Origin of the sequence: Priestia megaterium (genome assembly GCF_041941685.1) — a bacterium.
Classification (GTDB): Bacteria; Bacillota; Bacilli; order Bacillales; family Bacillaceae_H; genus Priestia; species Priestia megaterium_C.
The window spans coordinates 2,780,966-2,802,113 of sequence record NZ_CP130958.1 but is presented as its reverse complement, the minus strand read 5'-3'; the positions used below and the strand labels follow the sequence as shown (position 1 = coordinate 2,802,113).

Here is a 21,148-nt window from a genome sequence, read left to right as displayed (position 1 = left end):
TAAACGGAGGAAGAAAGATGCTACGAAAAAGCGGTGCGAAACGAATACAGACTTGGTTTTACGATAAAGATCCAAATGGGATTAAAGTATCTGAGGTGCCGAATACAACGATACAGGCTGTATTCATTCCTAGAAATAGTTTGAAAGATTTAAAGGGTGAAAGCGAAGTAGAAAAGCCCGGCATTTATTTTTTATTTGGAGAAGATAAAAAGGCATATATTGGAGAGGCAGAAGTGGGATATGAACGTTTAAGACAGCATGCTAGTCCATCAACAGGCAAAAGCTTTTGGGATGTGGCCGTGTTAATTGTCTCTAATGCTTCTCAAGATCAATTAGATAAAGTTGATGTAAAATACTTAGAACACATTTCTTATCTAGCAGCCATGAGCTCTGGTACATATGATATTAATCAAACCGTTCCGACAAAACCGTTTGTGCGTGAATTTAGACGAGACGACCTTATAGATATCTTTAATGTTATTAAAGTTTTACTTGGTGGATTAGGATTTTCAATTTTTGGTGAGGCTTCAAGTGGAGGAGAATATGAAAGTGAAGTTGTACAGTCTGGTTATATACCAAAGATTGAAGCAGAGCAACCGATAGAAAAGGTTGTTCAAGTTGAGACACACTTGTCAAAAGATATAAAATCAGTAATAGTAGAGGATGTTCTATATTGTAAACGCCGAGATGCGTATGCGACCGGGAAATATGTTAGCGATGGATTTCTTGTCTATAAAGGAGCTTTGCTTGCAAGCGAACAGCAGCTAGAAGGAGTTAAACTTAAAAGGCAGCAAGACCATATTAATACTTTTCTAGAAAACGATGTACTAGAAATAAAAGATGGTAGATACGTGCTGGTACAAGATCAAATTTTTTCTTCTATCTCAGCTGCGGCAGTGTTTGTGACACAGCGAAGAAGCAGTGGAACTTCTGAATGGAAAGATAAGAACGGGATAACAGCGCGTAATAAAATCGACCAAATGTTAAGTGCAGAAACAAAATAACCTAGATCTAAACCTTTTGATCTCAATAAGTATTTCAAAACATTGACATTCCCTTCCAAAACGCATACAATAGCTACTAATAAAGGCACACAAATTCGTTGAAGAGAATCAGTACGCTGCAAGTTTGTTCCACAGAGAGCCGGTGATAGCTGAAAGCCGGTGTTCAAGCTGCAGGGGAATATCCTCTCTGAGAAGTCAAACTGAACTTATGAGTAAGTTTGAACGGTAGTCTACCGTTAAAAAGAACGCGTATGATTGTACGTTGCTGAGTGCTATTGATGAACGGATCAATAGAAGCCAGGGTGGTACCGCGGTTAAAACCCGTCCCTAGTCATAGGGACGGGTTTCTTTGTGTGCTTTTAACTTTAAAAGGAGTGGTATCACATGAAAGAAGTGAATGTAAGGGAGTCTTCGCAAGAGCGCGAACAGCGTATCCAACAGCAGTGGCAAAAGGGAAATGTGTTTCAGCAGTCGGTTCAAAACCGAGAAGGGCATCCTTCATTTGTATTTTATGAAGGGCCTCCGACAGCAAACGGTCTTCCTCACGTCGGGCACGCGTTGGGCCGGACCATTAAAGACGTTGTCGCTCGTTATAAGACGATGACGGGGCATCAAGTGATCCGAAAAGCAGGCTGGGATACGCACGGACTGCCGGTTGAGCTTGGTGTAGAAAAGCAGCTTGGAATTTCAGGTAAGCATGATATTGAAAAATACGGCGTGGAAGCTTTTATCAACAAGTGTAAGGAAAGTGTATTTGTGTATGAAAAGCAGTGGCGCGTGTTCACAGAGCAGCTTGGCTATTGGGTGGATATGGAAGACCCTTACATCACCTTGGAGAATTCGTACATTGAAAGTGTATGGAACGTGCTTGGCACAATTCATGATAAAGGCCTTCTTTATAAAGGCCACCGCGTATCACCTTACTGCCCGAGCTGTCAAACGTCATTGAGCTCCCATGAAGTGGCGCAAGGGTATAAAGATGTAAAAGATTTAACGGTAACGGTGAAATTTAAAGTAAAAAACCGCGATAATGAGTACTTTTTAGGCTGGACGACAACGCCTTGGACGCTTCCGTCAAACGTGGCGCTTGCGGTGCATGAAGAGATGGACTATGTTCGCGCTGAGCAAGGCGACAGCGTGTATATTGTCGCAGAAGCGCTCGCAGACAACGTGTTAAAAGGAGAGTATACCGTTTTATCTCATCATAAAGGAAGTGAGTTAAAAGGGATATCGTATGAGCCGCCGTTTGATTTTGTGAAAGTGGAAAAAGGGCATGAAGTGGTAACGGCTGATTATGTAACGGATCAAAACGGAACGGGTGTTGTTCATTTAGCACCTGCTTACGGAGAAGATGATTACAGAGTAGTAAAAGAAAACGGCTTTTCATTTGTGAACGTGGTGGATGAAAAAGGACAGTACACGGCTGAAGTGCCGCCGTTTCAAGGACGTTTTGTAAAAGACTGCGATGTTGATATCGTGCGCTACTTAGCAAATCAAGACGTGCTGTATCATAAAGAAAAGCATGAGCACAGCTATCCGTTTTGCTGGAGGTGCGACTCGCCGCTTCTTTATTACGCAAATGAAAGCTGGTTTATCCAAACGACGGCGTTAAAGGAACAGTTTATGAAAAACAATGAAAGCGTGACGTGGTATCCGGATCACATCAAGCACGGCCGCTTTGGCAACTTTTTAGAAAATATGGTCGACTGGAACATCAGCAGAAAGCGCTACTGGGGAACGCCGCTGAACGTATGGGAATGCGGGGAATGTCAGCATCAAGTAGCACCAAAAAGCATCAAAGAGCTGCAAAAACATGCGTCTCATTCCGTTGATGACAGCATTGAACTGCATAAGCCGTATGTAGATGACGTGCAGCTGACGTGTCCGGTCTGCAGCGGAGAGATGAAACGAACGCCGGAAGTAATTGACGTTTGGTTTGACAGCGGTTCGATGCCGTTTGCGCAGTATCACTATCCGTTTGAAAATAACGAACTGTTTCAAAAACAGTTTCCAGCAGACGTAATAGCAGAAGGAATTGACCAAACGCGGGGCTGGTTTTACAGCTTGATGGCGGTTTCAACGCTATTTACAGGAAAAGCACCTTATAAGCGCGTTTTGTCTCTTGGTCACGTTTTAGATGAAAACGGTCAAAAGATGTCTAAAAGTAAAGGAAATGCGCTGGACCCTGTGGATCTTATTCATACATTTGGTGCCGATGCGCTTAGATGGGCGCTTTTAGCAGACAGTGCGCCTTGGAATCCTAAGAAATTTTCAGAGCGTGTCGTGCAAGAAGCGAAGTCGAAGGTTATTGATACACTCGTGAACGTGTACGGCTTTTACGTGTTATACGCCAAGCTTGACGGCTATGACCCGGAGCAAACGTATGAATTGAAAAAAACAAAATTGGATGAATGGATTCTTTCACGTTTGCACAGCACGGTCAAGCGAGTAACGGTACATCTTGAAGATTACGGCTTTACAAGCGCGGCTCGTGAAATCGCAGTATTCATTGAAGAGCTAAGCAACTGGTATGTACGACGTTCCCGCGACCGTTTTTGGTCAGAGGGAATGGACGGAGAAAAAGCAGCGGCTTACGATACGCTTCATGAAGTGTTAGTCACGCTCAGTGGGCTGTTAGCACCGTTTACGCCGTTTGTTGCAGAGGATGTTCATGAAAATCTGACAGGGAAAAGCGTTCATTTGGCAGACTATCCTGTGTATGATCAAACCAAAGTGAACGAAAAGCTGGAAAAAGAAATGGCAGCGGTGCTTCAAGTAGTGGAACTAGGCCGAAGCATACGCAATACGCATTCGTTAAAAGTAAAGCAGCCTCTGCAAAGTCTTTCACTTGTAGTAACGGAAAAGGATGTGGAGTGGGAAGCATACCGTGATGTAATTAAAGATGAGCTTAATGTAAAGAACTTTAACGTGGAGCAAGAAGACGACAAACTTGTTTCATATGTATTAAAACTTGATTTTAAACAAGCTGGACCGAAGTTTGGAAAACAAGTGAATGAAGTGAATAAAGCGCTGAAAAACCTTTCAGAAGAGAAAGGAAAAGAGTTTGTACAGCAAGGCAAGCTGAATGTTACACTTGCTTCAGGAGAAAATCTAACACTTGAAACGACTGACGTGCTCGTTGAAAAAGTGCCAAAAGAAGGTTTTGCGGTTGCATCGAACGGCACGTATACCGCCGTGTTGGATACTGCGTTAACCGAAGAACTTGCGCAGGAAGGAGTCGCTCGTGAAGTAATTCGAGCGGTTCAAGACTATCGCAAAAAGCTAGATTTACCCGTGAATTTACGCATTGATTTGGAACTTAGCGGCGATGCGGAAGTGAAGGAAGCTGTCACTAGCTTTGAAGGCTTGTTGCAAGAGAACTTACTGCTAAACAGTCTTTGTTTCACTGAAGATACAGAAGACGGCGAAAAACTGAAAGTAGGAACGAAACATGTAACGCTAAGGATATTAAATTAATAAATAGTGAAAAAGCGCTTATTCTCTAAAGGGTAAGTGCTTTTTCCTTATTCATTTATTTGTGCATATGATAAATAGAAACATAATTATTATGCAACCTTTTAGCTATTGCTTTATCAGTTTTTGTTATTTTAAAAGCCTTCTGAAAAATAGTTCTCTTCCTTTAAAGCTCTCTAGGCTAAAAATCATTTAATTACATCTCAACAAATAAACCCATTGTTAATGCAGGAGGGTTTAACCCTTGTGTTGGCCCATTCTGTCTGCGATATAATGTCAGTAGAAAAAGATAGAAGCGTGGATTAGTACCTGTAGAAATAGTAAAGCTGGGATTACGGTCATTTTGGAAAGAGCAGCATTAAATCGTTTCGCTCGTCCAATGAACTATACTTCTTTTCATGCATCGAGTTCAGGTATTAATTTTAAAAATGAATCAAAATAGGTATTTGAATCAGTAACAACACCCAAGCAGAGTTCATACTTTGTGGAGGGGAGTATTCGAAGTATTGTTTGAGCTTTTTGTTATACAGTTGTTTTCATTCTGCTTCTCTTTTAGGGTGTTAGCACACCTTGTTAATCTAAATACGGAGGTATGAAAAATGAATAATTTCCAAAATGAACTTCAAATGTTGGATGTTGGTGATTTCCAAGCGAATCAAGCCATTCCTTGGGATCCAAACAATATGGATCAAGATCGACAACTTGGGATTTTTTTTCGATGTTTTAGTTGTTTTAGCTGTTTTACCTGCTTTAATTGCTTTAATTGCTTTAATTGCTTTAATTGTTTTCGTTGCTCCAACTGTTTTCGTTGTGGTGGCAATTGCGGCGGCCGTTGTGGCGGTCGTTGTGGAGGAGGTCGTTGTGGCGGCTGATAATTCTAGTTTTCAAATAAAAAACATCGTTATCTATGGAGAAAAGCCCCTGCATAAGGGGACTGACCCCTGATTTCGAGACAGGGATCAAAACACCTTTTAAACAGCCAGTTGTCGGTATTGTACCGGTGACTGGTTGTTTAGTTTCGTTTGAATACGGATATGGTTATAATAAGTAATGTAGCTTTCGACAGTTTGTTCTACGATGGCAGTCGTAGTACATGTTAACTCGTCGAGGTAAAACGTTTCAGACTTTAGGCTGGAATGAAACGATTCAATGGAGGCATTATCTGCAGGTGTCCCTTTGCGGGACATACTCATGATGATGCCTCTTTCTTTGACTTTTCGTTGATACGCATATGATGTGTAAACCGAACCTTGGTCGCTATGCAACGTACATCCCTGAGGTAAAGAAGGGAGTTGACTTAATGTATCTAAAACAAACTCTACGTTTTGACAATCACTCACTGAATACGCAATGATTTCGCCATTAAATAAATCTTGAATACTTGAAAGGTACAACTGTTTAGGTCCAAAAGGCAAGTAGGTAATATCGGTAACCAGCTTTTGAAGAGGGCGCTCTGCTCGGAAATTACGGTTTAACACGTTTTCTGCAACCTGATAAGGTTGTCCTGTTTGTTTCCGTTTCTTCCTTTTAACTCGGCATTGCCAACCGTATTTCTGCATGACACGCTGCACTGTTTTATGGTTGATATGCATGGTTTGATTGAGTAACGCTGTAATTTTTCGATAGCCATATCGAAATTTATGTTTACGGCACTGTTCACCAACTTTTCCTTCTATCCATTTCTTTCTCTTTGTTTCTTCTCCTTGCTCATTTTTCTGCCAACGATAATAAGTTGATCGAGGAATACCCAGACACTGACAGATTTGAGAGATAGGCAGTTTCTCTTTTAATTCTTCTACTAAGTTCAATACAACTTCTGGTACCACTCCCTTTCCAACTCTTTGTACTTTTTTAAGACTTCAATCTGTTGTTTTAAATATCGATTTTCAGCTTCTAACTTTGATGGAGTATCTTGAGAATGAGCCCCTTTTCGAGGGGTGTATGTTTGCCCAACGGGCTGTGCCAGGCGATAGGATTCTCCATTTCTATGCCACCTCATCCATGTTTTGAGCTGTGTATAGTTGCGGATCTGTAAAGTTTCCATAACTTCTTTAATTGGTACTCCTGCCAATCTCATTTCAATTGCTTTTAATTTCACTTCTACTGGATAGCTAACTCTTCTTCCCATAGAAAAAACACCTCCAAGTTATTGTTAGGTACTACATACCCGTTTTTTACTTAAAGGTGTTTTTTTTATTTGTCTCACTCTATGGGGTCAGTCCCAAGGTGCAGGGGCTTTTCTCTAAAAGATTAGACATAAGAGACAAATTACAGTACATAGGATTATAGTGGAAATGGAAAATGGTGCTATTAGAGTTGAGAACAGTTCACGGATAAGGAGGAGCGGAATGACAAATTTGAACCCTTCTATGCGTTTGAAAGTGAAAAGGGATACTTTTTTTCTCCCTGATCCAAACAGCGGTGTGTATTTTCGAAATAATATAAGTTCGTTCCATATGAAAGGCAGTATGATAGATCAATGGGTGAAAAAGCTGATACCAATGTTCAATGGAGAGTATACGTTGGAGAGTTTAACAAACGGATTGCCGGGTCCATATCGAGAACGTGTATATGAAATTGCAGAAGTGCTGTATCAAAATGGGTTTGCTCGGGATGCAAGTCAAGACCGTCCGCATCAATTGGCGGATCCAGTCCTTAAAAAGTATGCTTCTCAAATTGAGTTTTTAGAAAGTTTTGGAGATTCAGCTGCGTACCGTTTTCAAGCCTATCGCCAGGCCAGAGTGTTAGCGATAGGCTCTGGCTCTTTTTTTGTTTCGTTGGTTTCTTCATTGATTGAGTCTGGATTGTCTAAATTCCATGTGATGATAACGGACTCTGTACCGACCAATCAGCTGCGGTTAGAAGAATTGGTAGTGCATGCTCGAAAAACGGACCCCGAGGTAGCAATAGAGGAAGTCATCCTGGAAAAGGACGGGGGAAATTCTTGGAGGGAGATTGTGCAGCCGTTTGATTCAATTTTGTATGTGTCGCAGGAAGGCGATGTAGAGGAACTAAGAGCTCTTCATAAGATTTGTAGGGAAGAGAAAAAAGTGTTACTCCCTGCTATATTTCTGCACCAAGTGGGTTTGGCAGGTCCTTTGGTTCATCCAGGCTCTGAAGGATGTTGGGAGTCTGCATGGCGCAGTATACACGAATCTGTGTTTAGGAATGACGAGCAATTACCTAGCTTCACTTCCACGGCCGGAGCGATGTTGGCTAATGTGATCGTATTTGAATTGTTTAAAAACGTTACGAGAGTTGCTGAATCAGAACAGAAGAATCAATTCTTCCTGCTTAATCTGGATACGTTAGAAGGAAATTGGCATTCGTTTATGCCTCATCCGCTAGTGACCGGACGTGTTACAGCTGAATGGGTTCAAGATTTTGATTTACGGCTCAAGCAGAGTTCGAGCAGAGGGGAATCGAGCGGGTTGCTTCTGTACTTTAGTCAGTTGACATCAAAGAAATCAGGAATTTTTCATATTTTAGAAGAAGAGGATTTGAAGCAGTTACCGTTAGCGCAGTGCCGTGTTCAGGTGGTTGATCCGTTGTCAAAGGGTCCTGCTGAGCTATTGCCAAGCATAGTCTGTGCAGAGCTGACACATGAGAAGGCACGGAAAGAAGCGGGTCTATCTGGAATTGAAGCGTATGTATCAAGAATGATCGATGCGTTCCTTACGACTCTTTCTTCGCAACAGAAAGCAGAGAGAATTATCGTAGAATCTGAGGAATTTGTTGGGGTTGGAGCGGGAGAAACAATTGCAGAGGGCGTTTGCCGTGGATTGCAAAAGTGTTTAACAGAGGAACTGAGCAAACAGTTGATCGATCAGAAAAATATTGTCTCTCGGGTGCAGTTAAGTGATGTAGAAGATGAATATTGCCGGTATTATTTACAAGCACTGACCGTGATACAAGGTGCACCGATTATAGGTTTGGGAAAGGAAGTATCCGGCTTCCCTGTGGTATGGGTCGGTACGAATGATCGCTGGTATAGCAGTGTAGGCTTGAATACAACAATGGCGTTGCAAAAAGCATTACAACAAGCGCTTATGAATAAAGAAAATCAAGCGACGCAAGTGCTGCCGAATTCGTCTGTGTTTCTGGTAGAGAAGGTCCCAACAAACCTTGTAATCAAAAAAAGTGAAGAAATACCACAGTCTGAAGTCTTGCGGTCCGCGATGCAGGTTTTGAAACAGAATGGCAAACGACCCTTGTTTTTCGAACTAGCACTGGAGCCCTTTTGCAAAAAAGAACTGGTAGGAGTGTATGGTATGTTGCTGCGAGAGGAGGAATCCAAGTGAGTGCGGTCGTAGTGATTATTGGGGAAGGAATGCTAGCTGACCACGTGTATGAACAATTGTCAGACCAATACCTGGTAGTTCGTCATATTGATTTCGAGGCAGAATTACCTGAAGCGGCTGATTTAGTTTTAGTGTTGGATGATGCTTGGAATCCTTCTCTTCATCAAAAAGCAGAAGAAGTGCTGCGCCCAACCAGCATCCGATGGCTGCGAGGCTTCGTTTCATTTGGAGAAGGCGTGATTGGACCGCTAGTTGGTTCGGATACACCGGGGTGCTCCCGATGTGCGGACATACGATATCTCATGGCAGGACGTGACCGTAAAGAGATGTGGGAAATGCAACAGCAGCTGGCTGCGGACGGAGGAGTAACGCGTGACGCGTGGGCATCGAGCTTGGGGCTTTTGCAGATCGCCTGCCTGCTTAGGACGGAGGTACAGAGGATCGTGCAAGGTGATGAGGTGCATTCGGAAGGACAGGTATGTTTAATTAATCTGAAAACATTAAAGAGTTCATGGCATACTTTTTTGTCCGATCCATTATGTCCTGGTTGCAGCCAATTACCTGACGATTCACCAGCTGCGGCCAGAATTTCGTTAAAATCAAGCCCAAAGATTACTGATAGTTACCGCTGCCGTTCGATGGACGATCTAAATAAAGTCCTGGTTAAAGACTATCTGGATCAACGGATGGGCATTTTGAATGGAAAAATGTATGATCTTGTCCCGCCTTTTGCTGATGTAGTTGTAAATTTGCCGTTATTCTCAGGAGACGAAGGAGTAGCAGGGCGGACTCATTCATATGCGGTAAGCGAGTTAACTGCTATTTTGGAGGGATTGGAACGGTCTTGCGGTATGACACCTCGTGGAAAACGAACCGTCGTATATGATAGTTATCGTAATCTGAAAGATCAAGCGATCAATCCTATTGAAGTAGGAGTACACGCGAAGGAACGGTATGCCGAGCCTGGTTTTCCATTTGAACAGTTTCACCCTGACCGTCCGATAAATTGGGTATGGGGCTATTCGTTTTTGCAAGAACGTCCAATTTTGGTTCCTGAGTTGCTTGCCTATTACAGTTTGGGATGTGGCCAAGGGTTTGTCTATGAAACTTCCAATGGATGCGCATTAGGGGGAAGTTTGGAAGAAGCCATTTTCTACGGTATTTTGGAAGTGGTAGAACGTGATTCGTTCTTAATGACTTGGTACGCAGAGTTGCCCCTCCCGCGTCTTGATCCTTATTCCGCTAACGATCAAGAATTAGAGCTGATGATCGATCGTGTGCGGGCAATAGGGGGATATGATCTGCACTTTTATAATTCGACGATGGAGCACGGAATTCCAAGCGTTTGGGCGATGGCAAAAAACAGAAAGAAAAAGGGTTTGAATATTATCTGTGCAGCTGGAGCTCATCTTGATCCAGTACGGGCGGTGAAAAGCACGATTCACGAGCTGGCTGCCATGATGCTGACGCTTGATGAGAAATTAGAGACGAACCAGGAGGAGTTTGTGCGAATGCTGCAAGATTCTTCCTTGGTACAGAAGATGGATGATCATGGCATGCTGTACGGTTTGCCGCAAGCGCAAGAGCGCCTACAGTTTTTGCTAGACGATAATCGTCCCTTGCGATCGTTTGCTGAGGAATTCAAGTGGAAATCGAATTCTGCAGATCTGACTGATGATCTACGGGACATTCTTCAGAAGTTTCGTCGATTGAATCTCGATGTGATTGTGGTGGATCAGTCGACACCGGAAACTAAACGAAACGGACTGTATTGTGTTAAAGTGCTGATTCCGGGAATGTTGCCAATGACATTCGGACATCACCTTACGAGAGTAACAGGACTGGAGAGAGTGCTGCGGGTACCAATGGAACTTGGATATAAGAAGAAACCGCTGACATTTGAACAGCTTAATCCACATCCGCATCCGTTTCCATAAGCGGTAACCAGGAGGGTAAGAGGATGGGTATCGAGACATTTCTGTACAATCTACATTTTGACATTGATAAGGCAAGCCCAACGGACTGGGAAGTGGATTGGGAAGATGCCCCGCTCCCGTATAAGCTCTACCGTGACTTGCCCGTTTTTCCATTATCTCTGGAAGTACCGCTGTCGCTTGAACAATGGGCAGCGCCAGAACAGCCTAACCTTCAGAGAATGAGTCATTTTCTCTGGTATGTATTTGGTCTTACTCAAATTTCCCAGTCAGCCTTTTCTACTACAGATCAAGAGCCGGAACTAATGCAGTCGTATCGGCGTTTTGTTCCTTCTGGCGGGGCGTTGTACCCAAACGAATTGTACGTATATCTGAAGACGGAGGATTTGCCGGTTGGGATGTACCATTATGATGTAGCACACCATCGCTTGGTACTGTTGAGAGAAGGTAACTACGATTCATATATAGCCCAGGCTCTTGGCAATCGCTGTGATGTGTCCGCTTGTTTTGGTACGTTTTTTGTGTCGACAATGTTTTGGAAAAACTTCTATAAATACAATAACTTTGCTTATCGTCTACAAGGGTTAGATGCTGGCGTGCTGATTGGACAGTTACTGGAAGTAGCAAAACGGTTTGGTTTTGCTTCCGGGGTGTACTTTCAATATCTAGATCGGGCGATCAACCATTTGCTTGGACTAAACGAAGAAGAGGAGAGTGTATATGCAGTTATCCCTCTAACAGTAGAACCTACAAGTTGGTTTACTAATGGGGGTGGGAAAGAGCCTGTTTCTGCTATCGAACTGTGTCGAGAGTTGCCAGTCATTCAAAATAATCACTACGTCCGATCACAGAGGATCAAAGCGTTTCCAATGTTAAAGAAGATGAATGAAGCGTCCATGCTAGAATCAAAGCAATCGTTTCGGCAAATAAAGGTGAGTGAGAAGGTGAATTGTAAGAGTCAAGTGGTCACTCTTCCTCACATGAAGCGATTATCATATGATCTAGCTTCGGTTTGTCAAAAGAGATTTTCACCGGACATGGATTTCATTTTTGGAAAGGTAAGTCAATTGCAGTTGGCCACTTTACTGCAGGAAGCAACGTCAGCGTACTTGTATCGAAATGATTTGGATGAAGCACATAAGAAGAACGAGCCCCGTGTCTCACTGTATGTCTGTTTGAATAATATTGAAGGTATTCCCGATGGAGCCTATCATTATGATAGTGCTAATCATGCGTTACGACAGGTAAATCTCGGTGATCATCAACTCAGTTTGCAATATGGAATGCCTGTAGGGAATGTGAATTTATCCCAGGTGCCATTCTGCTTTCATGTGGCAGGAGATAAAGATCACTTCATATCGGAACTGGGATACAGAGGCTATCGTATTCAGCAAATGGAAGCAGGTATGCTTGTGCAACGATTACTGTTAGCGGCGTCGGCCATCGAGATGGGAGGACACCCACTACTCGGATTTGATGCCAACCTGTGTGACGAGATCTACAAAATGGAGCAGCAAGGAAGAACCAGTCTAATCCAAATCCCGATCGGCCCCTACCGACCTCGCCCTTGGTTAAAGGGGAGTTTGCAAAGCTAAGTAAGGTAAGAATGAAGCTATTTCCAAGAGCTAAGATATCTATTTAACAAATCTAGTTCCGTTCTCTGGTAGAAAAGAGAAGCCCTCGCTCATTTGAGTGAAGGCTTTTTGGTTATAGATCCTTTAGTTTACAATTTGGCAATTCAGACTAATTGAAAAGAAGAACAAAAAACTTAAAGCCACTCTTTTTATGTTATGGTGTAATTTCTCTAGCTATATTCTGTTTTTTACTATAAAATCTTAGACTAATGCTTATGTCATTTATAGACGAATAAAAGAATTAAAGAAACGTACAGTTTTGTAATGATGATGCTTGTCACACTGCTAATAAAGGCACTTTGGATAATATCCGACCTCAATCTTTGAGAACCCCGTTAACAAAGCTAGTCTCTACATAACTGACCCCAGAACACGTTCATGAAGAAAGATAGAAGTAGATACGGCGCTAACAGAAAAGCTGGTGCCGGCAGGAGTAGCTCGTGAAGTAATTCGAGCGGTTCAAGATTATCGTAAAAAGCTGGATTTACCCGTGAATTTACGTACTGATTTGGAGCTTAGCGGAGACGAAGAAGTGCAGAAAGCTGTCGCGAAGTTTGAAACGCTGCTTCAAGAAAATCTTCTGCTGCACAGTCTCAGTGTGAAAGAAACTATCAAAAACGGAGAGACGGTAAAAGTCGGAACAAAGCAAGTTACACTTCGCGTTTTAAATCAGAACTGATAAAAAGCACTTACCTCATAATGGGTAAGTGCTTTTTTACCTTTAATCAAACTGCCCGAGAACATTTTTAAGACTCGGCCAGACAATTTCAAATGGAGCAGCTAATACATACTCTTTTCCATTTTCGTCTTTAAAGTGCTGAACAAAGCGATATTTTCCTACCTTGTAGTTAGGAGTTGCGATATCTTGTTTGAATGATTTCCCTGGCTTCAGCGTGATAGTTTTATCAGGAAACTCTAGCCCGTTTAGCACAACTTTGTACCACTTTCCGTCTTTTAAGTGGTCCGCCGTATTTTCGTAAGGAATTGTTAAGGTATGCGTCGAATTATTTTGAATAACAAAAAAGCCAAACTGTGTTTTATCGTATTTCTTACTTACAGCAGATAGTGTGATGGTTCCTCTGTCCGTGTTAATGGAAGAAGGAATGTTTTTTTCTTGTTTGGCTCCTAGCTCCATTTTTTGACCGTTATAATCGATATAGCCGAAGATACAAAATAAGATAATAAAAATGCCTAGTATTAGTATAAGTGTTCGTGCTATTTTCAAAAGCTTTACACCACCTTTTATTATTCTTCCATTATACGGAAAAATATCTATCGGAAATAGTATGAATTTACATTTTAACTATCTCTTTTTTGAAAGGACGGAGCAGGAAGAGACAAATTATAGCCATGGGCGGCAGAGGCTTTTTGATGGAACCGGATAACTTGCTGCTGGATCAGTACATACTTTCACAAGCTCATACGAACGTGCCAAAAACCTGCTTTATCCCTACAGCAAGCGGAGATGCGGATAATTATATAGAAAAGTTTTACGAAACGTTTAATAAATTAACATGTGAACCTTCCCATTTGTCGCTGTTTTCACCAAACTTTATAGATTTAAAAGCATATGTGCTGCAACACGATATCTTGTATGTAGGCGGCGGTAAGACAAGCAATATGCTTCTTTTATGGAAAGAGTGGGAACTTGATACGATTTTAAAAGAGGCTTATGAAAAAAGAATGATCTTGGCAGGAATAAGTGCAGGTTCTATTTGCTGGTTTGGAGAAGGCGTCACTGATTCCACGAGTGGTACATTATCTAAGATAGACTGTTTAGGCTTTTTAACGGGGAGTAACTGTCCTCACTACGACGGAGAAAGAAATAGAAGACCTTCTTACAATGAATTGATTAAAAGCGGAGAGATAAAAGCAGGTTATGCTGTAGATGACGGAATCGCGCTGCATTTTAAAAATGAAGAGCTGTCCGCATCAGTTGGCTCAAGACCAACAGCAAAAGCGTATGTTGTTAATCGAAAAGCAAATAAAGTCATGGAACGTGAACTCCCAGTGACATATTTGGGTGATCGCAAGCAATAAATGGCCGCTTTCCATGTTTCTCTGTATAAAATGGAGCTTATTAGTACATACATAAGCAGAGATTCTATCTAGGAGGGTACTTCAGTGAGCTATAAACAATACTGGGGAAACATACATGAACAAAGCGATAAGCTGCAGAAGTTATTATCGTCGTATTGGCATCAGTATTCAGATTTTGGAAACTGGCAGTTTTGGGTGGTGCTTGCTTCGCTCGTTCTTCCTCTTGTGTTGTTGTATTTTACCGTAGACCGGACGCGGATTTTTGAGGTGTTTTTCTTCGGTTACACAGTGCATATGCTTTGGGCATATATTGATATTGCACTTGGGCGAAGCGGTTATTTAACGCATACGTTTTTCTTAACGCCTCTGCTTCCGAACGCAACAAATATTACAGCTTCTATTTTGCCGGTAGGATTTCTGCTGCTTTATCAATATTGTACAAACCATCAAAAGAATTTTTATCTGTATACAATTCTTTTGAGCGCTGTTTTTTCGTTTGGCCTGGCCTCATTTGAACATCATTTTAAATTTATTGATTCAAGAAAAGGAATGAGTTTGTTTTATATTTTCCTTATTGATATAGGAATAACGCTAGTTGCGTACTGGGTTACAAGGCTGCTTGTCAAAGCGAAAGCCGCAGCATATCGTACAGCAGAAAAAGAACGCTGAAAAAATGTTTTAAAATGATTAGTTAAGGGTATACATATATTTAAGACAAATCGAGGTGAAAAAAATTGTATTATTATCGCATTTCAGAAGGACAAGACGAAATGTACTCTGAGACAATTGTTGTCCATGAAGAACAGTTTGATCAAGGTACATTCGAAGAAATGGTAAAAGAAGCGATGGTCGATAAGCCCGGCAAAATCGATCAGGTGGACATTGTGAAATATTTAATTGGACATTATCATTTCCAAGTTGCATATATTGAAGCAGCCTTTCATAGCACGTATATAGAAGAACAATAACGTTATGTATTCGTTAAGAAACCCCGTTGCATTGGCAGCGGGGTTTTTTTGTCTTTACCAATATCGATAGTGATAGGGGTTTTGAGGGGAGTAATAAGGATTCTGAGGCGGAGGATACGTATAAAGAGGCGTCTCGTGGTTAACGGAGCCAGCTTGTTTTTTCTGTTTGTATGGTCCTTTTTCTACGCATTCGTCCGTTGGTCCAATCACGATAGTTTGATTCTTTAACGGAGCCAGCGTTTTCTTTAGCTGCTCCGGATCTAAGCAGTACGTATGAGCAAGTACTTCAATAGGCGTCTTATTTAAAATATCCGATCCGAAAATGTATTCCGGATACGGAGCGTCAAAAATGGCAAGTAAATGCGTATTGTCTTCAGACGCAATTTCCCAGTGCCACCAGCCTTGAGGGATATTGGCTACTTGACCTGGAGTAATCGGAATATTTGTGACTTCGTTGTTAAACGGATTGATTAATGAAACGACTGCTGAGCCTGAAATGCAGTAAACAAGCTCAGCGGCATTTTGATGGTAGTGCGGTTCGACTATGCGGCTTTTGCTTAAGTAAATATCGAGTAACGACACATTTCCTAATGTATTGAGCACATCTCGACCTAATCGGTTAATGTAATTTTGATCGTTTCGCGTGTTAAGTCTGTTTTTATTCACATCTGAGAAGTATTGTACGTTTGGATTATTGTAATCCATATAGGACGTTGACAACGGTCTTCAGCTCCGATCCTTGAATTTTTTATGATGCTGTATCGTATGTGAAGCGTTTTATTTCGTGACAGAAGCCTAGGAGGAAATGTAGGTAAGGGCCTGTTTTTGATGAGATGTACAATCATTTATTCGCTAATTCTCATACACTGTAACAGGTTCTTTTTTTCACAGAGCCATGATCAATGTCAGACCCATACGACAGATTATTTTAAGGAAAGTGAGTTGCAGAGCTGTTGCTTGATCAGTATGAGAAAATAAATAGTACGTATGAGAAGGTAGATGAACTTCAGCTGCCGTTTGATAAGCCGGTTTTAGTAGGAGTTGAGTGGAACGGAGTGCTGTTTGAGTTTTTAGTAAGGCTGAAAAAAGAGTCTTCTCATTTGCTTGTATTTGGCTCAGGAGGAGGGGCAAGTCAGGAAATGCCGGCAGGACCTCCGTATTTTCAGCGGCATTCGTGGATAAATGAATTCCAAGATTCGATTATTTATTACAACGACCCCACGCTTTATTTAGGAAAAGTGTCGCTTGCGTGGGGACAAGGGACAAGCGACCGTTTTTATTTAAAAGATATTGCGGTTTTAATTGAAAAATTCATGAAAAAAGCGCAGGTGAATTCGTCTAACGTGCTGTTTTACGGCTCTTCGGGCGGAGGATTTATGTCAATGTTTTTAGCGGGGTACGTAAAAGGAGCAAAAGCGCTTGTCAATAATCCGCAGACTTGTTTAACTAAGTGGCTGAAAACGCCGGTTCGGCAAGTGTTTAATTTATCTTATCCCGACCTGACTGAAGAGGAAGTGATAGCCTCATACGGTGAGCGAATTAACGTAGTGAAGTTTTTCCGCCATATTAACTATGTGCCAAAGGTGTATTACTTGCAAAACGGGGCGTTCCAATATGATATGAGCAATCACTTGCTGCCGTTTTTAACGGATTTGCAGGATATGCCAGACGGCTGTGAAATCAATAATATAAAAGTGGAGCTCTATTATAATCCAAAGCTGAAGCACGCGGCTGTTAGCAAGCAAGAAACGATTGACTATGTGAATATGGCAAAGAAGATATGAGAAAAAAGGCAAGAGTTCAAGCTTAAAGGAACCCTTGCCTCTTTTATGTCGAATTTTCTAACTCAATAGATACAAGTAGGAAGTTATGTTGCTTTTTCTTTTGAATATGATAGTGAAGATGAGGTGTAAGGAGGGAAAGTATGGCCGATCAAGATGAGAGAAAAAGATACTTGATGGAAGTTCAGACCTGGCTTGAACAAGTATGTGATCCTGTATTTGAAGAAGCCATTACAGAAGTAGATATAACGTCATATATAACGCGCACGCAAGAAGACGTTCTTGAATATTTAAGTGAAGAAGATGTCAACGAATATACGTTAGAAGAAATCAATAATGCAGTGCGGCATATTGATAAAGTCTTAAAAGAGAGGCTTGGAGACGACGGCAGGGAGCGAGAATCGATAGCGCCAGGACAGCACGAGCTGCCGCCGCTTGGCTATAGCTATTCAGCTCTTGAACCGTATATTAACCGGGAAATTATGCGTCTTCATCACAGCAAGCATCATCAAAGCTATGTAGATGGATTAAATAAAGCAGAGCTCATGCTGCAGGAAGCCCGTAACACAAACAATTTTGACCTCATAAAACATTGGGAACGGGAAGCTTCTTTTCATGGCTCAGGTCATTACTTGCATACAATCTTTTGGGAAATTATGAGTCCAGAAGGAGGAGGAAGACCGAGACGACAGTTGCTGCAGCAGCTTCAAAAAGACTTTGGCAGCTATGAGAAATTTATGATGCACTTTTCTCAAGCTGCAAAAAAAGTGGAAGGTGTGGGCTGGGCTATCTTAGTATGGTCGCCGCGTTCGCGAAAGCTTGAAGTTTTGCAGGCTGAGCGCCATCAGCTTCTCACGCAGTGGGATACGATTCCGCTGCTCGTATTAGACGTATGGGAACACGCCTATTATTTACAGTACAAAAATGAACGTGATCCGTACGTTGATAATTGGTGGAAAATAGTTTACTGGCCCAATGTAGAAAAAAGGTTTGAGGCAGCTAAAATGCTTCAGTGGCAGCCATATTAACAAGTAATGCAGGCATCTTAATTTCAAATAAAAAGGCTATGATAAAAGTATTTTAGTTGAAGAAAGATCCGAACGATGAATTGAGATTCTTGATGGAGAATCCAACTCGTTCGGATTTTTTTATTGTTATGGCGATCATATATGTATGCGCGTCTAGCTGTTGATTGGAGAGCAAGACGAAGACTCCTGAGGAAATAGCGGAACAGATGAGACCTCGCAGAAGTGCAAGCGACGAGGAGGTTCATCGGTCGCACGCGGAAAGCGAAGTCTTGCACGGAAATAAACAGCGGTGTAAAAAATGATTTATATTAAGCTTCTTAAGCTACTTTAACGCTTTATTAACTTTAAATAAACTATGTTCTAAATAATCAATATAAAATAAAAGTATAAGCCTCTAGAACCAGTGAAATGTTACAAATGAAATAATCCAGTATAAATGTGTGTAAAAGCACCGTCATATACCTAAATATGTATGTTTTTGAAGAGTAAAGGTGATTAATTTACTAGTTTAAAAGGAAGAATCTTTATTTTTACTGTAACTAAACTATCAAACTATTGACATGATACTGAAATATAACTGTAATATTCATGTGTTATTTTTTATGTATTGGTAGATAAAGGGGAAATCAATTATATGAAAAAGACAATGATTACGTTCAGTTTAGTTCTAATGTCACTGTTCGGAGTGGCAAGTGGTGCATCAGCTGCAACAAATACATATACAGTAAAAAGCGGAGATTCGCTATACAAAATTGCAAAGACATATAAAGTATCGGTTAGTCAGCTGAAACAGTGGAATAACTTAAAGTCAGACAGTATTCATCCGAAACAAGTATTAAAAGTATCTCAAGCAAAATCAAGCACGCCTGCTAAAGCAGCGCCTGCGAAGTCTTCAAACGTTGTGAAAGAATTTAAAGTAACAGCAACAGCGTATACAGCGAACTGCAAAGGCTGCAGCGGAAAAACAGCGATTGGAATTGACTTGAAAAAGAATCCGAATCAAAAGGTTATTTCTGTCGATCCAAAAGTGATTAAACTTGGTTCAAAAGTATACGTAGAAGGTTACGGCACGGCAATCGCAGCTGATACAGGCGGTGCGATTAAAGGAAATAAAATTGACGTTCTGCTTCCTTCTCAAAAAGAAGCGTTAAAATGGGGAAGAAAAACAGTAAAAGTTCAAATCTTAAAATAAGTATTTCTTAAGGAAATGAGAGCCTTCGCTGAAGGGCTCTCATTTTTTTCTTCATTAAAGGGTATGCTACTTTATATATACTGATGGAAAAGTTTTACGAAAATGATCATATTTGTTGACAAATATTTCGAAAACGGATATATTTATCCGGTATATAATTAAGTTCATTAAATATTCGTGACATAAATTAATAGAATGAACACATAAAATATATTCTTAATCTGTTTGTCATCTGAAGATTTACATACAGATAATTTTAAAGGGAAAGGTCTTGTTAAAATGAATACACAAACACAACAGTCCGATCAAGCCCGAACTCGGTCTATTTTTGGCGTAATGATAATGGGGGCGCTCGTCGCTTTTTTAAATCAAACGCTGATTAACATTGCGCTTCCGCAAATGATGGATCATTTCCATGTAACGGCGGCTACGGGCAACTGGTTAACAACCATCTTTATGTTAGTAAACGGAATTGTTATTCCAATTACAGCATTTTTAATGAATCGATTTACTACAAGGCAGCTGTATATTACAGCAATGGGGCTGTTTACAGTAGGAACACTGCTTTGCGGTATTGCACCGACATTTTCCGTTATTTTAGTGGGACGCGTCGTGCAAGCAGCTGGAGCAGGGATTTTATTTCCGTTAATTACCAACGTTATCTTTACGTTATTCCCGCCTGACCGACGCGGTTTTGCGATGGGGATTTTTGGTGTAGCGATGAACTTCGCACCGGCAGTAGGTCCGACGCTTTCTGGTTTAATAGTTGAGCACTACTCATGGCGCGTTTTATTCTTTATGATGTTTCCAATTGCACTTATTAATGTAATTGCGGCGATTATTTTAGTGAAAAACGTGACAGAAACAAGCCGACCGAAGCTAGACGTGCTTGGCGTTATTTTATCAACAATTGGATTTGGCGGCTTGCTGTATGCGTTCGCTACGGGCGGTACAAAGGGATGGACCAGCACCGAAGTGTTAGCCATGTTCATTGTAGGCGGTATTTCAATTCTGTTCTTTATTTTCCGTCAGTTAAAAATCGATCAGCCGCTTCTTGAATTCCGTATTTTCCGTTACCGTATGTTCACTTTAACAACAATCATTAACGTGATTGTGACAATGGCAATGTTTTCAGGTATGATTTTAATGCCGATTTATATGCAAAACGTACGCGGTTTTTCACCGTTTCTTTCAGGCCTGCTGTTACTGCCAGGGGGAATTGTAATGGGGATTATGTCTCCGATTACAGGACGTCTGTTTGATAAGTTTGGCGCAAGGTGGCTTGCTGTTATTGGTTTAGCGATTACCGTTGTGACAACATATGAACTAACAAAACTTGAAACGACAACAACATTTATGTATGTGATGATTGTCTATACTGTTCGTATGTTTGGTATGTCACTGCTCATGATGCCAATCTTTACAGCAGGATTAAATGAACTTGCGCTTAGCTTAAATAAATACGGCACGGCGATGGTTAATACGCTTCGGATGGTTGCTGGAGCTGTAGGAATGGCGTTTTTTGTCTCCATTATGATGAATCAAGGTGAAAAACACGTGAAAAACATCGTAATGAATCAGCAAATTTTGCCGACAGATAAAGGCAGTATGGCTGTAGCCGTGAATCAAGGTACGGCAATGGGCATTAACGATGCGTTTATGATCGCAACGATTTTAAGTGTGATCGCGTTTGTTTTAGCCTTCTTTATTCGCAAAACATCACCAAAAGAAGATACCATTACGAATCGTGTAAAAAAAGCAAGCTAATAAAAAATCCGTACCTTTTGGTACG

The 21,148-nt window shown here is 41.2% G+C and carries 17 protein-coding genes and 1 other annotated feature; of the genes, 14 read left to right on the top strand and 3 right to left on the bottom strand.

The window, feature by feature from the left end; translation table 11 throughout:
• Positions 1-17: 17 nt before the first annotated feature.
• From Q5794_RS14495 to Q5794_RS14485, 3 genes are all read left to right on the top strand, one after another.
• Positions 18-1,004 carry a GIY-YIG nuclease family protein gene (locus tag Q5794_RS14495; protein WP_214986616.1) on the top strand — a complete coding sequence of 329 codons (987 nt, stop codon included), beginning with the start codon at positions 18-20 and terminating at the stop codon, positions 1,002-1,004.
• A gap of 89 nt (positions 1,005-1,093) precedes the next feature.
• Positions 1,094-1,336: a binding site (T-box leader), on the top strand.
• Between the two features lie 52 nt (positions 1,337-1,388).
• Positions 1,389-4,481 carry an isoleucine--tRNA ligase gene (ileS, locus tag Q5794_RS14490; RefSeq protein WP_374988091.1) on the top strand — a complete coding sequence of 1,031 codons (3,093 nt, stop codon included), beginning with the start codon at positions 1,389-1,391 and terminating at the stop codon, positions 4,479-4,481.
• Positions 4,482-5,077: 596 nt separating this feature from the next.
• Entirely contained in the window at positions 5,078-5,350 is a 273-nt protein-coding gene (locus tag Q5794_RS14485) for a heterocycloanthracin/sonorensin family bacteriocin (protein ID WP_374988090.1), read from the top strand.
• A 99-nt stretch (positions 5,351-5,449) separates the two neighbouring features.
• Here the strand turns inward: Q5794_RS14485 and Q5794_RS14480 are convergent.
• Positions 5,450-6,606, bottom strand: a protein-coding gene (locus Q5794_RS14480) for an IS3 family transposase (RefSeq protein WP_328261356.1) whose coding sequence is annotated in 2 segments (ribosomal slippage) — positions 5,450-6,336 and positions 6,336-6,606 — 1,158 coding nt in all. Because the reading frame shifts where the segments join, the coding sequence is not laid out codon by codon here.
• 220 nt (positions 6,607-6,826) lie between these two features.
• Here Q5794_RS14480 and Q5794_RS14475 point away from each other — a divergent pair.
• The 4 genes from Q5794_RS14475 to Q5794_RS14460 all read left to right on the top strand — a co-directional run bounded on the left by Q5794_RS14475 (position 6,827) and on the right by Q5794_RS14460 (position 13,026).
• Positions 6,827-8,779: a putative thiazole-containing bacteriocin maturation protein gene (locus Q5794_RS14475; RefSeq protein WP_374988089.1), complete on the top strand. Its 1,953-nt coding sequence runs from the start codon at positions 6,827-6,829 to the stop codon at positions 8,777-8,779.
• The gene (locus Q5794_RS14470; protein ID WP_214986611.1) at positions 8,776-10,716 is read left to right on the top strand and encodes a TOMM precursor leader peptide-binding protein; all 1,941 of its coding nucleotides are present in this window, start codon (positions 8,776-8,778) and stop codon (positions 10,714-10,716) included. Before Q5794_RS14475 ends, Q5794_RS14470 begins: the two co-directional genes overlap by 4 nt.
• Before the next feature lie 23 nt (positions 10,717-10,739).
• Positions 10,740-12,308 (top strand): SagB family peptide dehydrogenase, encoded by a 1,569-nt coding sequence (locus tag Q5794_RS14465; protein WP_374988088.1) that lies wholly within the window; start codon positions 10,740-10,742, stop codon positions 12,306-12,308.
• 427 nt (positions 12,309-12,735) lie between these two features.
• On the top strand, positions 12,736-13,026 hold the full coding sequence (locus Q5794_RS14460; RefSeq protein ID WP_311590806.1) for a DUF5915 domain-containing protein: 291 nt from the start codon (positions 12,736-12,738) through the stop codon (positions 13,024-13,026).
• 42 nt (positions 13,027-13,068) lie between these two features.
• Here Q5794_RS14460 and Q5794_RS14455 read toward each other — a convergent pair whose 3' ends face one another.
• Entirely contained in the window at positions 13,069-13,572 is a 504-nt protein-coding gene (locus Q5794_RS14455; RefSeq protein WP_214986605.1) for an immunoglobulin-like domain-containing protein, read from the bottom strand.
• Positions 13,573-13,697: 125 nt separating this feature from the next.
• Here Q5794_RS14455 and Q5794_RS14450 point away from each other — a divergent pair, with 125 nt between their 5' ends.
• From Q5794_RS14450 to Q5794_RS14440, 3 genes are all read left to right on the top strand, one after another.
• On the top strand, positions 13,698-14,387 hold the full coding sequence (locus tag Q5794_RS14450) for a Type 1 glutamine amidotransferase-like domain-containing protein (RefSeq protein WP_374988087.1): 690 nt from the start codon (positions 13,698-13,700) through the stop codon (positions 14,385-14,387).
• 84 nt (positions 14,388-14,471) lie between these two features.
• Positions 14,472-15,056 carry a hypothetical protein gene (locus tag Q5794_RS14445; protein ID WP_214986601.1) on the top strand — a complete coding sequence of 195 codons (585 nt, stop codon included), beginning with the start codon at positions 14,472-14,474 and terminating at the stop codon, positions 15,054-15,056.
• Between the two features lie 65 nt (positions 15,057-15,121).
• Entirely contained in the window at positions 15,122-15,355 is a 234-nt protein-coding gene (locus Q5794_RS14440) for a hypothetical protein (protein WP_013057425.1), read from the top strand.
• A 54-nt stretch (positions 15,356-15,409) separates the two neighbouring features.
• Here the strand turns inward: Q5794_RS14440 and Q5794_RS14435 are convergent, their stop codons facing one another.
• Positions 15,410-16,075, bottom strand: a complete 666-nt coding sequence (locus Q5794_RS14435) for a cupin domain-containing protein (protein ID WP_374988086.1) — start codon at positions 16,073-16,075, stop codon at positions 15,410-15,412.
• A gap of 233 nt (positions 16,076-16,308) precedes the next feature.
• Between Q5794_RS14435 and Q5794_RS14430 the strand changes: the two genes are divergently transcribed.
• The 4 genes from Q5794_RS14430 (at position 16,309) to Q5794_RS14415 (ending at position 21,123) form a co-directional block, all read left to right on the top strand.
• Positions 16,309-17,139 carry a glycosyl transferase family 2 gene (locus tag Q5794_RS14430; protein WP_374988085.1) on the top strand — a complete coding sequence of 277 codons (831 nt, stop codon included), beginning with the start codon at positions 16,309-16,311 and terminating at the stop codon, positions 17,137-17,139.
• 140 nt (positions 17,140-17,279) lie between these two features.
• On the top strand, positions 17,280-18,164 hold the full coding sequence (locus tag Q5794_RS14425; RefSeq protein WP_214986596.1) for a superoxide dismutase: 885 nt from the start codon (positions 17,280-17,282) through the stop codon (positions 18,162-18,164).
• Positions 18,165-18,798: 634 nt separating this feature from the next.
• Positions 18,799-19,356: a 3D domain-containing protein gene (locus tag Q5794_RS14420; protein WP_013057420.1), complete on the top strand. Its 558-nt coding sequence runs from the start codon at positions 18,799-18,801 to the stop codon at positions 19,354-19,356.
• 279 nt (positions 19,357-19,635) lie between these two features.
• Positions 19,636-21,123 (top strand): DHA2 family efflux MFS transporter permease subunit, encoded by a 1,488-nt coding sequence (locus tag Q5794_RS14415; protein ID WP_098277972.1) that lies wholly within the window; start codon positions 19,636-19,638, stop codon positions 21,121-21,123.
• Positions 21,124-21,148 lie beyond the last annotated feature (25 nt).

Coding starts and splice junctions, on each gene's coding strand:
- Q5794_RS14485 (WP_374988090.1), top strand. CDS start 5,078: ATGAATAATTTCCAAAATGAACTTCAAATGTTGGATGTTGGTGATTTC.
- Q5794_RS14415 (WP_098277972.1), top strand. CDS start 19,636: ATGAATACACAAACACAACAGTCCGATCAAGCCCGAACTCGGTCTATT.
- Q5794_RS14425 (WP_214986596.1), top strand. CDS start 17,280: ATGGCCGATCAAGATGAGAGAAAAAGATACTTGATGGAAGTTCAGACC.
- Q5794_RS14475 (WP_374988089.1), top strand. CDS start 6,827: ATGACAAATTTGAACCCTTCTATGCGTTTGAAAGTGAAAAGGGATACT.
- Q5794_RS14465 (WP_374988088.1), top strand. CDS start 10,740: ATGGGTATCGAGACATTTCTGTACAATCTACATTTTGACATTGATAAG.
- Q5794_RS14420 (WP_013057420.1), top strand. CDS start 18,799: ATGAAAAAGACAATGATTACGTTCAGTTTAGTTCTAATGTCACTGTTC.
- Q5794_RS14450 (WP_374988087.1), top strand. CDS start 13,698: ATGGGCGGCAGAGGCTTTTTGATGGAACCGGATAACTTGCTGCTGGAT.
- Q5794_RS14495 (WP_214986616.1), top strand. CDS start 18: ATGCTACGAAAAAGCGGTGCGAAACGAATACAGACTTGGTTTTACGAT.
- ileS (WP_374988091.1), top strand. CDS start 1,389: ATGAAAGAAGTGAATGTAAGGGAGTCTTCGCAAGAGCGCGAACAGCGT.